The sequence below is a fragment of the Nocardioides sp. WJ219 genome (genome assembly GCF_058559815.1).
In genome coordinates this window covers 91222-106434 of record NZ_JBZUJV010000002.1, presented here as the reverse complement: position 1 = coordinate 106434, position 15213 = coordinate 91222, and the positions used below count along the sequence as shown (strand labels likewise).

Below are 15213 nucleotides of genomic sequence, written 5' to 3'. Positions count from 1 at the left end.
TGACATGTCCACAGCACACATCGACGACATCCTCGAGACGATCGACGTCGAGGAGGTCAAGCGGCACACCGCCAAGCTGAGCGCCGAGCAGCTCGACGCGTTCGGCGCCGAGATGGACGCCATCCGGCAGCGCATCCTCGGCGAGCTCGGCGAGGAGGACGCGACGTACATCCGCAAGGTCGTCAAGCTCCAGCGCGGCTTCGAGGTCGCCGGCCGCGCGCTGTTCTACCTGCCCCCGGCCTGGCCGCTCGCCGTCGCCTCGCTGGCGGTCTCCAAGATCCTGGAGAACATGGAGATCGGCCACAACGTCATGCACGGCCAGTACGACTGGATGGGCGACCCGGGCCTGAACTCCCGGATGTACGACTGGGACAACGTCTGCCCCGGCGAGCAGTGGAAGTACAGCCACAACTACATCCACCACACCTTCACCAACGTCCTGGGCAAGGACCGCGACATCGGCTACGGCATCCTCCGCATGGACGAGGACCAGCCCTGGCACCCCTACTACCTCGGCAACCCGCTCTACGCGCTGCTGCTGATGGTCTTCTTCGAGTGGGGCGTGGCGATGCACGACCTCGAGGTGGAGAACATCGTCGCCGGCAAGCGCTCGATCTCGGAGAACAAGGCCCTGCACGCGGGCATCATGCGCAAGGTCAAGCGCCAGGCGCTCAAGGACTACGTGCTGTTCCCGGCGCTCACCGGCCCGCTGTTCCCGCTGACCTTCGCCGGCAACGCCACGGCCAACCTGATCCGCAACATCTGGGCGTTCAACATCATCTTCTGCGGGCACTTCCCGGCGGGCGTCGCGACGTTCACCGAGGAGGAGTGCGAGGACGAGTCGCGCGGGCACTGGTACTACCGCCAGCTGCTCGGCTCGGCCAACATCACCGGCGGCAAGCTGTTCCACCTGATGACCGGCAACCTGTCGCACCAGATCGAGCACCACCTCTTCCCCGACCTGCCGGCGCGTCGCTACCCGCAGGTCGCCGAGGAGGTCCAGGAGATCTGCGAGCGCTACGGCCTGCAGTACAACACCGGACCGTTGGGCAAGCAGCTCTTCAGCGTCGCCAAGAAGATCTGCAAGATGGCCCTGCCGCCGAAGGCCGCCGCCGCCTCCTGAGCGGGCACACTGGAGACATGGACGAGCCCGTGACCCCGGACCACCTGTCGAAGGCCGAGATCAGCAAGGACACCATCCAGGCCACGGCCGAGGCGGCCGCGACGACGGTGGGCGAGGTGGCCACCATCGTCACCGCGGCGGTCCGCGACATCGCCTCGGTGGTCGGCGGGTTCGCCACCGAGGTCTTCGAGATCCGCGAGTCGGCCCGCCGGGCGAGCGAGGAGCACGGGGCCGACGAGGGCTGAGCTCAGGGCGCCGGCCGGGCGAGGTCGTCCAGCTTGCGCTGGAGGACCCCGCGCTCGGCGTTGCTCGTGCAGCGCTCGTACGCCGTCCGCAGCTCCGCTCGCGCCTCGGCGGTGCGGCCCAGGCGCGCCAGCAGCTCGCCACGCACCAGGGGCAGCAGGTGGGTGCCGCGGAGCCGGTCGTCGTCGGCCCACGCCTCGACCTCCGCCAGCCCGGCGGCCGGGCCGTGTGCCATCGACACCGCGACCGCCCGGTTGAGCCCCACCACCGGCGACGGCGCCAGCCGGGCCAGCACGTCGTAGAGCACGACGACGCGGTCCCAGTCGGTCGACGCCGCGGACGGCGCCACCGCGTGGCACTCCGCGATCGCCGCCTGGACGCCGTACGCCCCGAGGCCGCGGCCCACCGAACCGGCCGTCGCCAGGGCGGCCCGGCCGCGGCGTACGGCGGAGTGGTCCCAGCGGGTGCGGTCCTGCGCCTCGAGCAGCACCGGCAGGCCGTCGTCGCCGGTGCGCGCCGGGAAGCGCGCCGCCGTCAGCTCCATCAGGGCGAGCAGGCCGTGCGGCTCGGGCTCGTCGGGGAGGAGCCGGACCAGGACCCGGCCCAGGCGGAGCGCCTCGTGGGCGAGGTCGGCGCGGATCCGGTGGGCACCGGAGGTGGCGTGGGCACCCTCGTTGAAGACGAGGTAGACCACGCTGAGCACCGCCGCGAGCCGGTCGCGCCGCTCCGCCGCCGGAGGCACCTCGAACGGCACCCGTGCGGCCGACAGCGTCTTCTTGGCCCGCGTGATCCGGGCCTGGACGGTGGCGGTCGGCACCAGGAACGCCCGGGCGACCTCGTCGCTGCCGAGACCGGCGACCACCCGGAGCGTCAGCGCCACCTGCGCCTCGGGGCCCAGCACCGGGTGGCAGGCGGTGAACAGCAGCGCCAGGACGTCGTCGTCGATGCGGTCGGGGTCCCACAGGACGTCGTCGGCAGCCCCGCCCGTCGTGCCGGCCGTGCCAGTCGTGCCGAGACCCGAGGAGGCCTCGCCGTCGCCGAGGTCGCGGGCGAGCGCGGCGTAGCGGTCGTCGAGGGCCGAGCGACGGCGGAAGGCGTCGATGGCCCGACGCCGTCCGACGGTCATCAGCCAGCCCGCCGGGTTGGCCGGGACGCCCTCGCGGGGCCAGGTGACCAGGGCCTCCGCGAGGGCCTCCTGGGCGACGTCCTCGGCGAGGGCGAGGTCGCCGGTGACCCGCGCCAAGGCACCGACGATGCGGGCCGACTCCATCCGCCACACCGCCTCGACGGCCTCCCGGGCACGGGTCACAGCTGGCCGGTGCGCTCGCGCCAGGCGCGCTCCTTGCGGACCCACTCGTTGTCCTGCGGGAACTCGTCGATCGAGGCGACCCGGCGGATCTCGGTGATGATCCCGGGTCCTCCCATCGGGGCGCGCTTGGCCCACTCGACCGCCTCCTGCTTCGAGGCGACGTCGAGGATGTAGAAGCCGCCGAACAGCTCCTTGGTCTCGCCGTACGGCCCGTCGGTGACGACCGGCGGCGTCGAGCCGAAGTCGACGACCACCCCGTCGGCGGCGTCGTCGAGTCCCTCCGCGGCCACCAGGACGCCGGCGTTGACGAGCTCCTCGTTGAAGCGGCCCATCGTCTCGATGATCTCCTCGAACTCGACGTCCGCGAACGCGGCGAGACCCTCGTCGGTGGCCCGCATGATCAGCATGTACTTCATCGTCTGCTCCTCCGGTCGGCGGGACCGTGGCGGTCCCTCTCACCCTCTGGTCGAACGAGGATCCCGTCGATCGACACCGGGTCCGCACCATTCTCGCGCCGACTCCGTGGGGGACATGTCACACCGACGGGGAGGGCCGCACCCGCCGGGAGGGGTACCGGGGGGACATGAGCGATGACAAGGCAGCACAGGCCCGCGACGGTCTGCTCGGCAGCGTCGCAGGCAAGGCGAAGGAGGTCGCCGGCGCGGTGACCGGGAAGGACGAGCTCGTCGAGGAGGGGCAGCTGCAGCAGGCCGAGGCCAGCAACCGCAGGGCCGCCGTCGCCGACGAGGCCGTCGCCGAGGCGAAGCGGGAGGAGGCCGTCGGCGAGATCCGCGAGGCCGAGGCCGAGGCCGCGCAGCTCAAGGGCGCCGCCCGCGCCGAGGCGCAGCGCGAGGAGTCGGTCGTCGAGCAGCAGCGAGCCGTCGAGCACGACGCCGCCGCCCGCGCCGCCGCCCAGCGGGAGGAAGCCGGTCGCGCCGCCGCCGAGAGGCAGGCCGACCAGGTCGCCTCGGCGCGGGTGCAGGAGGCCGGTGCCCTGGCCGCCGACGCCGCGGCGACCGAGCAGGACGCGGCAGCCGAGGCGGCCCGCCTCGAGCGCGAGGCCGCCGTCGCCGAACAGCAGGCCGCGCAGCTGCGCGCCCGGACCGAGAGCTGAGGACCACCATGATCACGACCGTCGTCTCCTTCCCCTACGAGCTGGCCCGGCTGCCGCTGGTGGCCATCGACAACCGGCTGGCCCAGCTGCTGCCCGAGACCTCCGGACCGCGGGTGGCCCTGGACAAGGTCATCGGCTCGGCCGACCGGCTCGCCGGCACCGTGCTGGCCAACCCCGCCATCGCCAAGCGCGGCTCCGACCGCATCGAGCGCACCGAGCAGCTCCTGACCGCCGCCCGGCTCGAGGCCGAGGCCGCAGCCCGCCGCGAGGAGGCGCAGCAGACGGCGTCGGCGGGTCGGCAGGAGGCCGCGCGCAAGCGCAAGGCCGCCCAGGAGCGGGTCTCGTCCGGCCTCGACGAGGCCGACGCCGTCGAGGCCCGCGGCAAGCAGGACGCCAGCGCCAAGGCCGCCCAGACCGCCCAGGCGAGGAAGGCGGCAGCCGACAAGCGCGCCGCCGACCGCGCCGCCACGGTCGACCAGCGCAAGAAGCAGGTCGACTCCGTCGCCGAGGCCAAGCGCAAGTCGGCCCTCCGGGGCGCGCAGTCCGAGCTCGACGACGCCCGTGAGACCGAGCGCGCCGCCGCCGAGGCCAAGGCCGACGCCGACCGCCTCAGCGACCTCACCGAGGCCAAGAAGCAGGACCGCAAGCAGGACGACTGACCCGACGGGTCCGCCGCTGCGTCACCGACGGTGGTCGAGGAGGTCGCGCTGGCGACCGACTCGAACCCCCCGGGATGCGCACCTCGCCGGGTCTCGACTCGGGCTCGACCGGCGTTCAAGGGCCGTCGTACGACGACCGGCCACCGACGGTGGTCGAGCCGCGGGGACGGAGTCTCCGCGAGTCGAGACCCCCGCAGGGTGCCTACCCTCGCCGGGTCTCGACTCGGGCTCGCTGGCGCTCGCCCGGCTCGACCGGCGTCACTGACGGTGGTCGAGGAGGTTGCGCTGGCAACCGTCTCGAAACCACCCGAGGATGCGGACCTCGCCGGCCTCGACTCGGCTCGACCAGCGTCACCGACGGTGGTTGAGGAGGTTGCGCTGGCAACCGTCTCGAAACCACCCGAGGATGCGCACCTCGCCGGGTCTCGACTCGGGCTCGCTGGCGCTCGCCCGGCTCGACCAGCGTCACTGACGGTGGTTGAGGAGGTTGCGCTGGCAACCGTCTCGAAACCACCCGGGACGCGCACCGCGCCGGGTCTCGACCCGGCTCGACCAGCGTCATTGACGGTGGTTGAGGAGGTTGCGCTAGCAACCGTCTCGAAACCACCCGAGGATGCGCACCTCGCCAGGTCTCGACTCGGGCTCGCTGGCGCTCGCCCGGCTCGACCAGCGTGGGGCATGGTCTCGAGACGGGCCTGGCGGCCCTCCTCGACCAGCGTGGGGCCTGGTCTCGAGACGGGCCTGGCGGCCCTCCTCGACCAGCGTGGGGCATGGTCTCGAGACGGGCCTGGCGGCCCTCCTCGACCAGCGTGGGTCACCGGTGGTTGAGGAGGCCGCCTCGCCGGGTCTCGACTCGACCAGTGTTCGGAGCCGGCCACGGCCGGTCATCCTGGTGACGCCTGGCGGTCACCTGGGCCTCCTAGCGTCCCGCCCATGAGGCTGACTCGACGTGGGGTCCTCGGCGCCGGTGGTGTGGCGGCGGTGGGGCTGACCGGGATCGCGGCCCGGCCGGCGTACGCGTCCAAGGTGGCCGGCTACCCCTTCACGCTGGGCGTGGCGTCGGGCGATCCCCGGCCCGATGGGGTCACGCTGTGGACCCGGCTGGCCCCGGACCCGTTGGCCCTCGACGGCCTCGGTGGGATGGCCCAGCAGGACGGGCGCCCGGTCCAGGTGGGCTGGCAGGTCGCGACCCGCGAGGACATGCGCGACGTGGTGGCCTCGGGCAGTGCGCGGGCGACCGTCGCCGACGCCTACGCCGTCCACGTCGACGTGCGCGGCCTCGAGGCGGACCGGCACTACTGGTACCGGTTCCGCGTCGGCAACCAGGTGAGCAGGACCGGTCGCACCCGCACCTTCCCCGGCGTCGGGGCGGCGGTGACCAACCTGCGCTTCGCGACCCTGTCGTGCCAGAACTTCCCGGCCGGGCGCTACGCCGTCTACCGCCACCTCGCGGCGCAGGACGTCGACGTGGTGCTGCACCTGGGCGACTACATCTACGAGGGCGCCGGCGCGGCCAACCCGGCCGCGGGCCCCGACCGTCGACACGTGCCGTTCGTGACGCTGCAGTCGCTGACCGACTACCGGTTGCGGCACGCCCAGTACCGCCTCGACCCCGACCTGCAGGACGCGCACGCCGCGCACCCCTTCGTCGTGGTCCCCGACGACCACGAGGTCGTCAACAACATGACCATCAACACCGCGGCCGAGCGCAAGGCCAACGGCTACCAGGCCTACTGGGAGCACCTGCCGCTGCCGGCGTCCGCGCGCCCGCAGGGCCCGAGCATCCGGCTCTTCCGCACCCTCGAGTACGGCGCCCTCGCCGCGTTCGACATGCTCGACACCCGGCAGTACCGCACGCCGCTCATCGGGGGCGAGACGTTCCGGGCGCTGCCGCCGGCCGCGTTCGACCCGGCCCGCACCCTCACCGGTGCCGAGCAGGAGCAGTGGCTCTTCGCGCGGCTCGCCGGGTCGGCGGCCACCTGGAACGTGCTGGCCCAGCAGGTCTACCTCGCGGCGATCGACGTCCGGCCGGGGCGCCCGCAGTGGTTCAACATGGACAAGTGGGACGGCTACCCCGTCGCGCGCGAGCGGCTGACCCGCTTCCTCGCCGAGGCCGCGCCGAGCAACCCGGTGGTGCTGGCGGGCGACGTGCACGCCGCGATGGTCAACGATGTCCGGCTCACCCTCGACCCCACCTCGCCGGTCGTGACCAGCGAGTTCATCGGCAGCTCGGTGACCACGCTCAAGGACAACAACGACGTGTTCGAGGGTGCGCTGGCCGAGAACCCGCACATGCTGTTCTACGAGGGCCGCAAGCGCGGCTACCTGACCTGCGAGGTCACGCCGCAGACGTTCCGCGGCGACCAGTGGTTCGTCGACGACGCGCTGGTCGCGGCCTCGCCCGTGCGCCGGCTGGCGTCGTACGCCGTCGAGGCCGGGCGCCTCGGCGCCCAGCCGGCCTGACCCGGGTATGGGCCGGGTCAGGTCGGCGCTGCGGCGCGGGATGACCAGTGACCGAGCCGCGGCTCAGCGGTCCGGCAGCCGGGCGACCAGCTTCTGCGGGGCGAGCAGCCGGTAGCTCTCGGTGACCAGCTCGCCGACCTCGTCCCAGTCGGTGTCGGCACCGAGCAGCAGCGAGACGACGCCCGGCGCCCACGGTGGCCGGAGGTACGGCGGACCCGCGTGGGTCAGCGCCAGCAGCTCGTCACCGCCGGAGCGGAAGGTGAGGGCCGGCACGGGCTCGACGACCACCCCCTCGCCGAAGCCCGCCACGCGGTCGGGCGTCAGCACGAGCACGTGCGCGAACGTCCGCGTCCGCACCCGCCACCGCACGCCCGTCCAGGCGTCCTCCTCGTAGGCGTCGGGGAGGGCCAGGGCGTACGGCGCCACCCGGGCGACGTACGCCGGGTCGGGCTCGGGGCGTCCTCTCACCATCGCCGTGGGCCCTCAGCCGTCATTCCTGGCCTCCGGGGTTTCGAGACGTGTCGCACCGTCCCTCGCTGCGCTCGGGACCGTGCCGACACTCCTCAACCCTCTTCTTCCCTGACCTGCGCTCGCGAGCTCGCGCAGGTCAGCCGAAGAGCATCCGGAAGGAGGACATGCGGAAGGACGCCAGCTGGCGGGCGTCGCGGAGGAACGCGAGCGGGCCGTCGGCGGCGAAGTCCCAGCGGGCCCGCGCCGGCAGCGTCTTGGACGAGCCCTGCAGCACCGCACCCTTCTCGCCGCCACCCTCGGGCAGCGCGGGCTGCCAGGTCGCGCCCTTGAACGGGACCCGCGGTGCCGCCCGCGAGACGTCGCGGAAGGTGGCGCTGGCGATCGAGCGGCGCTCGAGCGAGGCCGACCAGTCCGTCGACGACAGCGGGCCGCGGTGGCTGGTCTCGAGGTCGAAGTCGCACAGTCCCTTGGGGATCGCCCACAGCTCGCGGCCCCCGGCCACCGAGGCGGGGGAGTCGACCCAGATGTCGGTGATGGTGACCTTGCGACCCTTGCCCGCGCTCGCCGGCAGCGCCCGGGCGACGAGCAGCTCGGAGTAGGTCAGCGGGCTGCCCTCGGTGTAGGAGACGAACGCCGCGCCGTAGACCCCCTTCGGCCGGAGCGCGTCGACGTCGTGGCCCAGGCGGAACACGCTGAGCCACAGGGAGCCGACCATGTGCCAGGGGGCGTCGGGGTAGGTGACGCCGTCCGGCTTGACGTACGGGGCCTCGGCGGGGGTGGTCATGGGGCGAGACTAGGGTCGCGACGTGATCGTCGTGAACCGCTTCCGGGTCCCGGAACAGCAGGGCGGGTCCTTCCGCGCCGACCTGCAGCGGGCCCACGAGGCGCTCGCCGCCCGGCCGGGCTACCTCGCCGGCACGATGGGGCGCAACGTCGACGATCCCGAGCTGTGGGTGCTCACCACGACGTGGGAGCACGTCGGCGCCTACCGCCGGGCGCTGTCGTCGTACGACGTCAAGCTGCACGCGGTGCCGACGCTCGGGCGGGCGCTCGACGAGCCCAGCGCCTACGAGGTCGCCGACCCCGGCACCGACCTCAATATCCGCGAGACGCGCTCGTTAGGCTGACCGTTCCGCGGTCAGCAGCCAGCCGACCGCACCCAGCTCCAGGAGTGCCCCCGTGGCCAAGCCGCCCACGTCCGCCGTCGACCACGTCGTCTCGCTCGCCAAGCGCCGGGGGTTCGTCTACCCCTGCGGCGAGATCTACGGCGGCACCCGGTCGGCCTGGGACTACGGCCCGCTGGGCGTGGAGCTGAAGGAGAACATCAAGCGCCAGTGGTGGCGGTCGATGGTGCAGTCGCGCGACGACGTCGTCGGGCTCGACTCCTCGATTATCCTGCCGCGCCAGACGTGGGTGGCCAGCGGTCACGAGAAGACGTTCAGCGACCCCCTCACCGAGTGCCAGAGCTGCCACAAGCGGTTCCGCGCCGACCACCTCCAGGAGGCGGCGGCGGAGAAGAAGGCCAAGGACGGCGACGAGGCCGTCGACCCCGACACCATCGACCTGGCCACGCTGGCCTGCCCCAACTGCGGCACCCGCGGCGCGTGGACCGAGCCGCGCCAGTTCTCCGGGCTGCTGAAGACCTACCTCGGCGTCGTCGAGGACGAGTCGGGCCTGCACTACCTGCGCCCCGAGACCGCGCAGGGCATCTTCCTCAACTTTGCCAACGTGGTGACCAGCAGCCGCACCAAGCCGCCGTTCGGGATCGCGCAGATCGGCAAGAGCTTCCGCAACGAGATCACGCCGGGCAACTTCATCTTCCGCACCCGCGAGTTCGAGCAGATGGAGATGGAGTTCTTCGTCAAGCCGGGCGAGGACGAGGAGTGGCACCAGTACTGGATCGACGAGCGCACCCGGTGGTACGTCGACCTCGGCATCGACCCCGACAACCTGCGCCACTTCGAGCACCCGCAGGAGAAGCTGAGCCACTACTCGACCCGCACCGTCGACATCGAGTACCGCTTCCGGTTCCAGGGCTCGGAGTGGGGCGAGCTCGAGGGCATCGCCAACCGCACCGACTTCGACCTCAAGACCCACAGCGAGGCCTCGGGCAAGGACCTCAGCTACTTCGACCAGGCGGCCGACGAGCGCTACGTGCCCTACGTCATCGAGCCGGCGGCCGGGCTGAGCCGCAGCCTGATGACGTTCCTGGTCGACGCCTACACCGAGGACGAGGCGCCCGACACCAAGGGCGGCTCGCGCAAGCGGGTCGTGCTGCGCCTCGACCCGCGGCTCGCGCCGGTCAAGGCCGCGGTGCTGCCGCTGAGCCGCAACGCCGACCTGTCGCCGAAGGCCCGCGCCCTCGCCGCCGAGCTGCGCCGCTCGTGGAACATCGACTTCGACGACGCCGGCTCGATCGGCAAGCGCTACAGCCGCCACGACGAGATCGGTACGCCGTTCTGCATCACCGTCGACTTCGACACCCTCGACGACGACGCGGTCACGATCCGCGAGCGCGACTCGATGGCGCAGTCGCGGGTCCCGCTCGCGGGCGTCACGGCCTACCTTGCCGAGCGACTCGTCGGCTGCTGACGTGCCCCGCCGCCCGCTCGCCGTCGTCGCCACCGCTGCCGCGGGGGTGCTGCTCGCGGCGTGCGGCGGCGGGGGCTCCTCCGACGACGCCGACAGTGGGCCGGAACCCACCTCCACGACGGCGACCGACGCGGCCACCGACACCGCCCCGACCGACCCGGCGTCGTACCTGCCGGCCCCGGAGGGGCGCGAGCTGACCGAGCCCGGCACCGACCTCGACCTCCGGGAGCCGGCGCTCGCGGCGTGGAAGCCGCGCCAGGACGTCGTCGGCGTCGTGGGGGTCAGCGTCGTCCGGGTCGAGCGGACCACGGTGGAGAAGTCGCTGGTCGGCTTCGAGCTCGACCGCGAGATGGCCACCGCCACGCCGTACTTCGTCACCGTCGACGTCGGCAACGGCGGCGACACCGACCTGGGCGGACGCCAGCTGCCGCTCTACGTCGTCGACTCCGAGCAGCGGCTCGTCCCGCCGACCGGCGTCGACCAGGACTTCGAGCCGTGCCCCGGCTCGACGCTGCCCGCGATCTTCGCCCCCGGCGACGAGGCGCGCTCGTGCCTGATCTTCCTGGTGCCACGCGGCGCCGAGCTCGAGCAGGTCATGTTCCGCCCGCCCGAGGGCGTGGTGCCGATCACCTGGACCGGCAAGGTCAAGGACCTCGCCGACCGTGGCCGCGAACGGGGTGACCGCAAGGGCACGCGCGGCGGCGACGCCGCCGACTGACGCCGACTGACGCCGACTGACGCCGACTGACGCCGACTGACGCCGACTGACGCCGGGCGGCGGATTTCCGGCCCGTCCGCGCGCCGGTCCATCATGGACCGGTGACCGCCCCGCTCCGGCTCGGCCCGCTCCGGGTCGAGACCCCCGTGGTGCTGGCCCCGATGGCCGGCATCACCAACGCCGCCTACCGCCGGCTCTGCGCCGAGCAGGGCGCGGGCCTCTACGTCTGCGAGATGATCACCAGCCGCGGGCTGGTCGAGGGCGACGACACCACGCTGCGGATGCTCGCCTTCGACGAGCTCGAGACGGTGCGGTCGGTCCAGCTCTACGGCACCGATCCGGTCTACGTCGGCAAGGCCGTGGAGATCCTCTGCGGCGACCACGGGGTCGCCCACGTCGACCTCAACTTCGGCTGCCCGGTGCCCAAGGTGACCCGCAAGGGCGGCGGCGGCGCGCTGCCGTGGAAGCGCAACCTGCTGGGCGAGATCCTGGCGCAGGCGGTCGCGGCGGCCGCGCCGTACGACGTCCCGGTGACGATCAAGACCCGCAAGGGCCTCGACGACGACCACCTCACCTACCTCGACGCCGGCCGGATCGCCGAGGAGTCGGGGTGCGCCGCGATCGCCCTGCACGGCCGCACCGTCGTCCAGGCCTACAGCGGCCAGGCCGACTGGGAGGCGATCGGCACCCTCGTCGACCACGTCGGCATCCCGGTGCTCGGCAACGGCGACATCTGGGAGGCCGGCGACGCGCTGCGCATGGTCGAGCAGACCGGCGCCGCGGGCGTGGTCGTGGGTCGTGGCTGCCTCGGACGCCCCTGGCTGTTCCGCGACCTGGCCGCCGCCTTCGCCGGCGAGGAGGTGCGCACGCTGCCCACGCTGGGCGAGGTCGCGGTGATGATGCGCCGGCACGCCGAGCTGCTGTGCGAGCACATGGGCGAGGAGCGCGGCTGCAAGGAGTTCCGCAAGCACGTGGCCTGGTACCTCAAGGGCTTCGCCGCCGGCGGCGACGTACGCCGCGCCCTCGCGCTCGTCACCACCCTCGCCGACCTCGACGCCCTGCTGGCCGGGCTCGACCCCGACGAGCCGTTCCCCGTCTCCGAGCTCGGCACCCCCCGCGGCCGCCAGGGGAGCCCCCGGGCGCGGGTGGTCCTGCCCGAGGGGTGGCTCGACGACACCGACGGCACCCGCACGGTGCTGCGCGAGGACGCCGGTGAGACCAGCGGGGGCTAGGTCCCTCCATCGGGCGCGGTGGCGCTGGGGCCACCTCGCGATCTGCCGTTGCCGCGCGATCGAACGGGAACGGCAGAATTGGGCCCGTGCGATCTGTCGTTGCCGCGCGATCGAACGGGAACGGCACATTCGGGCCCGCGCGATCTGTCGTTGCCGCGCGATCGAACGGGAACGGCACATCCGGGCCCGCGCGATCTGCCGTTGCCGCGCGATCGAACGGGAACGGCACATCCGGGCCCGCGCGATCTGCCGTTGCCGCGCGATCGAACGCCTGACCTGCGGTTTTGAACCCGGGTGACCGAGGACACCCGCGAGAGGGTGGGGAGAGATTGCCCGCCACCCGCGCGGGTGTGCTTCACTCGGTCCTCGTGCCCGCCGTGACCCGGCGGGCACAGCCCTGACATCGACACGCAAAGGACCAGCGCTGTGGCTCAACATCGCCACAAGCGGGAAACCAATGCCCGCCGGCTCCTCGGAGCCCGCATCACCCAGCTCCGCGCCATCACCCTCGCCGGCCCGCTGGCCGTCGTCGCCACCGCCGGCGTCGTCTCGATCGGTGTGATCGGCGCCGAGGTGGCCCCCGCCAGCCTGACCGCCGCGCCCACGGCCGAGGCGCCGGTCGTCGGTGACACCGTCGACCCCGCCGCCGAGATGGTCGGCGAGGTGATCGAGCGCCAGCCCGCCACGTCGCGCAGCATCACGAGCCGCGGGGGAGCCCGGCTGGAGGGCGAGCCGAAGCAGGTCAAGCGCAAGCCCGCGCCCCCGACCGAGGCCGAGCTGATGATGGCCCCCGAGGCCGTCCGCGCGGCGATCCGCCAGGCCGACACCCGGCTCTGGACGACCGAGCTGCTCAACCTCTGGTCCACGCCCGCCGAGGACGCCGCCAACACCGGCGAGGTCGACGCCGGCGAGCAGGTGCTGGTCACCGGCCGCAGCCTGCAGGGCCGCGTCGAGATCGTCTGGGAGGAGACCGAGACCCGCTGGGTGACCGCGGGCTACCTCTCCGAGGAGGAGCCGTTCGCGCTGGGCGGTGACTGCACCAACGGCACCTCGGTGCCCTCCGGCGTCAGCGAGAACATCAAGAAGGTGCACGCCGCCGTCTGCGCCGAGTTCCCCGAGATCACCATCTTCGGCACCTTCCGCAGCGACGGTGAGCACGCCCAGGGCATCGCCGTCGACATCATGGTCTCCGGCGACCGCGGGTGGCAGGTCGCCGAGTTCGTGCGCAAGTACTACGCCGAGCTCGGGGTCAGCTACCTCATCTACTCCCAGCAGATCTGGTCCGTCGAGCGCTCGGGCGAGGGCTGGCGGGGCATGGAGGACCGCGGGTCCACCACCGCCAACCACTACGACCACGTGCACGTCACGACGTACTGACCGACGCCGGCGGGCCGTCGGGCCGTCGGGCCGTCGGGTCCCGCTGGTCCTACGGCGCCGTGGAGTCCTGCTCGCGGGGCTCCCGGGAGTCGGTCCAGTGGTCGGCGGCCGGCGACGGCGGGTGGGCCACCACCTCGTCGAGCAGCTCGGACGCCGGGTGGGCGTTGCCCCGGCTCGCCGCGGCCAGCAGTGCCTCGTCGCCGTGGGCGGCGGCGAATCCGGGCGGCACGACCAGCAGGCGCAGCACGGTGCCGTCCGCCGTGGTGAGGACGGCCACGTGCGCGTCGTCGCCCTCCGGCCCGGTCTCGACCGTCGCGCCCGACACCGACACCGGCCCGGCAGGGGAGTCCCAGTCCTGTGGTGAGACCCGGGCGTGCACCAGCCGCCCGCGCTCTGCCGGCCACTGCCCGACCAGCTCGCGCAGCTCGACGGCCAGGTCGCGGGTCCGCGGCCACCAGCCGCCGTCGAGCCGGTCGGTGCCGGGGTGCTCGACCAGCCGGAGTCGCAGGGGACCGCTCGACGTCGACATGCCCCTCACCTCTCGACCGGCGCCGGCGTCCTGGCGGACGCCTCGCGCGCGGTCAGTCACGCGTCAGGGTACGGCGACCCGCCGGGCGTGCCGGTCCCGGGCCGCACCCCGGAACCCGGCGTCCCTAGGCTGGGGCTGATGTCCGACGACGAGCTGTACGACGCCGCGGCCCGCGAGCGGCGCGTGGTCGAGCCGCCCAAGCGCGTCGACGCGCCGGAGCGGACGCCGTTCGAGCGTGACCGGGCGCGGGTCGTCCACGCCGCCTCGTCACGGCGGCTCGCGGCCAAGACGCAGGTCGTGGGGCCGCAGTCCGACGACTTCGTGCGCAACCGGCTCACCCACTCCCTCGAGGTCGCCCAGGTCGCGCGCGACCTGTCGCGCGCGCTGGGCAGCCAGCCCGACATCAGCGAGACCGCTGCCCTCGCCCACGACCTCGGCCACCCGCCGTTCGGGCACAACGGCGAGCGCGCCCTGGCCGAGGTCAGCGAGGCGTGCGGCGGGTTCGAGGGCAACGCCCAGACGCTGCGGCTGCTGACCAGGCTCGAGGCCAAGACCTTCGACGGCGACGTCTCGGTCGGCCTCAACCTCACCCGCGCCACCCTCGACGCCTGCACCAAGTACCCGTGGCTGCGCGGCGCCGAGGGTCCCGACGCCCAGAAGTTCGGCGTGTACGCCGACGACCGCCCGGTCTTCGACTGGATGCGCAGCGGCGCCCCGCCGCGCCGGCTGTGCCTCGAGGCGCAGGTGATGGACCTCGCCGACGACGTCGCCTACTCCGTCCACGACGTCGAGGACGGCGTCGTGGCCGGCCGCCTCGACCTCACCACCCTCGACCGTCCCGCCGTGTGGGACACGCTGCGCGAGTGGTACCTCCCCGACGCCCACGACGCCGACCTCGACGCCGCGCTCGACGGACTGTGCTCGATCGACGGCTGGCCGACCACGTCGTACGCCGGCACCCGGCGGCACCAGGCGGCGCTGAAGAACCTCACCAGCGACCTGATCGGCCGGTTCTGCGGCGACGTCCAGCAGGCCACCTTCGCCGCGGGTGAGGGTCCGCTGGCGCGCTACCGCACCGACCTGGTGCTGCCCGACCGGACCCTGCTCGAGATCGCGGTGCTCAAGGGCATCGCGGCGCACTACGTGATGCAGGCCGCCGACCGGGTCGCGGCGCTCGAGCACCAGCGTGAGCTGCTCGCCGAGCTGGTCGCCGTCCTGTGCGACCGCGCCCCGCACGGTCTCGACCGCGTCTACGCCGACGACTGGCGGGCCGCACCCGACGACGCCGCCCGGCTCCGCGTCGTCGTCGACCAGGTCGCCTCCCTCACCGACGCCTCCGCCGTCGCCCGCCACGCGCGGTTCGTGGCGGGCTGAGCGCCCGGT

General features: G+C 73.2%; 16 protein-coding genes. 11 read left to right on the top strand and 5 right to left on the bottom strand.

Annotation, left to right across the window (positions count from 1 at the left end; genetic code table 11):
* Nucleotides 1-4: 4 nt before the first annotated feature.
* Nucleotides 5-1123, top strand: a complete 1119-nt coding sequence (locus tag AC4MBH_RS04560) for a fatty acid desaturase family protein (protein WP_491793165.1) — start codon at nt 5-7, stop codon at nt 1121-1123.
* Nucleotides 1124-1140: 17 nt separating this feature from the next.
* Nucleotides 1141-1368, top strand: coding sequence for a hypothetical protein (locus AC4MBH_RS04555; RefSeq protein ID WP_491793164.1), 228 nt, complete (start codon nt 1141-1143; stop codon nt 1366-1368).
* Nucleotides 1369-1370: 2 nt separating this feature from the next.
* On the opposite strand, the gene AC4MBH_RS04550 is transcribed toward AC4MBH_RS04555, so the two are convergent.
* Both AC4MBH_RS04550 and AC4MBH_RS04545 read right to left on the bottom strand, forming a co-directional pair.
* A complete protein-coding gene (locus tag AC4MBH_RS04550; protein WP_491793163.1) occupies nt 1371-2675 on the bottom strand; it encodes an RNA polymerase sigma factor in 1305 nt (434 codons plus the stop codon).
* Nucleotides 2672-3091 carry a YciI family protein gene (locus AC4MBH_RS04545; protein ID WP_491793162.1) on the bottom strand — a complete coding sequence of 140 codons (420 nt, stop codon included), beginning with the start codon at nt 3089-3091 and terminating at the stop codon, nt 2672-2674. The genes AC4MBH_RS04550 and AC4MBH_RS04545 overlap by 4 nt, the downstream gene beginning before the upstream one ends.
* 167 nt (nt 3092-3258) lie before the next feature.
* Between AC4MBH_RS04545 and AC4MBH_RS04540 the strand changes: the two genes are divergently transcribed.
* The 3 genes from AC4MBH_RS04540 (at nt 3259) to AC4MBH_RS04530 (ending at nt 6911) form a co-directional block, all read left to right on the top strand.
* Nucleotides 3259-3789, top strand: a complete 531-nt coding sequence (locus AC4MBH_RS04540) for a hypothetical protein (protein ID WP_491793161.1) — start codon at nt 3259-3261, stop codon at nt 3787-3789.
* A gap of 8 nt (nt 3790-3797) precedes the next feature.
* Nucleotides 3798-4448: a hypothetical protein gene (locus AC4MBH_RS04535; protein WP_491793160.1), complete on the top strand. Its 651-nt coding sequence runs from the start codon at nt 3798-3800 to the stop codon at nt 4446-4448.
* Nucleotides 4449-5381: 933 nt separating this feature from the next.
* Nucleotides 5382-6911 (top strand): alkaline phosphatase D family protein, encoded by a 1530-nt coding sequence (locus AC4MBH_RS04530; protein WP_491793159.1) that lies wholly within the window; start codon nt 5382-5384, stop codon nt 6909-6911.
* A gap of 63 nt (nt 6912-6974) precedes the next feature.
* On the opposite strand, the gene AC4MBH_RS04525 is transcribed toward AC4MBH_RS04530, so the two are convergent.
* Together AC4MBH_RS04525 and AC4MBH_RS04520 are read right to left on the bottom strand one after the other, a co-directional pair.
* Nucleotides 6975-7382 carry an MmcQ/YjbR family DNA-binding protein gene (locus AC4MBH_RS04525; protein WP_491793158.1) on the bottom strand — a complete coding sequence of 136 codons (408 nt, stop codon included), beginning with the start codon at nt 7380-7382 and terminating at the stop codon, nt 6975-6977.
* A 136-nt stretch (nt 7383-7518) separates the two neighbouring features.
* Entirely contained in the window at nt 7519-8166 is a 648-nt protein-coding gene (locus AC4MBH_RS04520; protein WP_491793157.1) for an acetoacetate decarboxylase family protein, read from the bottom strand.
* Nucleotides 8167-8188: 22 nt separating this feature from the next.
* Between AC4MBH_RS04520 and AC4MBH_RS04515 the strand changes: the two genes are divergently transcribed.
* The 5 genes from AC4MBH_RS04515 to AC4MBH_RS04495 all read left to right on the top strand — a co-directional run bounded on the left by AC4MBH_RS04515 (nt 8189) and on the right by AC4MBH_RS04495 (nt 13301).
* Nucleotides 8189-8509 (top strand): antibiotic biosynthesis monooxygenase family protein, encoded by a 321-nt coding sequence (locus AC4MBH_RS04515; protein WP_491793156.1) that lies wholly within the window; start codon nt 8189-8191, stop codon nt 8507-8509.
* Nucleotides 8510-8561: 52 nt separating this feature from the next.
* The gene (locus AC4MBH_RS04510) at nt 8562-9974 is read left to right on the top strand and encodes a glycine--tRNA ligase (RefSeq protein ID WP_491793155.1); all 1413 of its coding nucleotides are present in this window, start codon (nt 8562-8564) and stop codon (nt 9972-9974) included.
* 1 nt (nt 9975) lies between these two features.
* Nucleotides 9976-10692 carry a hypothetical protein gene (locus tag AC4MBH_RS04505; protein ID WP_491793154.1) on the top strand — a complete coding sequence of 239 codons (717 nt, stop codon included), beginning with the start codon at nt 9976-9978 and terminating at the stop codon, nt 10690-10692.
* Between the two features lie 161 nt (nt 10693-10853).
* A complete protein-coding gene (gene dusB, locus AC4MBH_RS04500) occupies nt 10854-11924 on the top strand; it encodes a tRNA dihydrouridine synthase DusB (protein ID WP_491794107.1) in 1071 nt (356 codons plus the stop codon).
* A 426-nt stretch (nt 11925-12350) separates the two neighbouring features.
* On the top strand, nt 12351-13301 hold the full coding sequence (locus tag AC4MBH_RS04495; RefSeq protein WP_491793153.1) for a VldE C-terminal domain-containing protein: 951 nt from the start codon (nt 12351-12353) through the stop codon (nt 13299-13301).
* 49 nt (nt 13302-13350) lie between these two features.
* On the opposite strand, the gene AC4MBH_RS04490 is transcribed toward AC4MBH_RS04495, so the two are convergent.
* Complete coding sequence (locus AC4MBH_RS04490; RefSeq protein ID WP_491793152.1) at nt 13351-13830, bottom strand: DUF5994 family protein; 480 nt, start codon at nt 13828-13830, stop codon at nt 13351-13353.
* A 138-nt stretch (nt 13831-13968) separates the two neighbouring features.
* Between AC4MBH_RS04490 and AC4MBH_RS04485 the strand changes: the two genes are divergently transcribed.
* On the top strand, nt 13969-15204 hold the full coding sequence (locus tag AC4MBH_RS04485) for a deoxyguanosinetriphosphate triphosphohydrolase (protein ID WP_491793151.1): 1236 nt from the start codon (nt 13969-13971) through the stop codon (nt 15202-15204).
* The last annotated feature ends 9 nt before the right edge of the window (nt 15205-15213 follow it).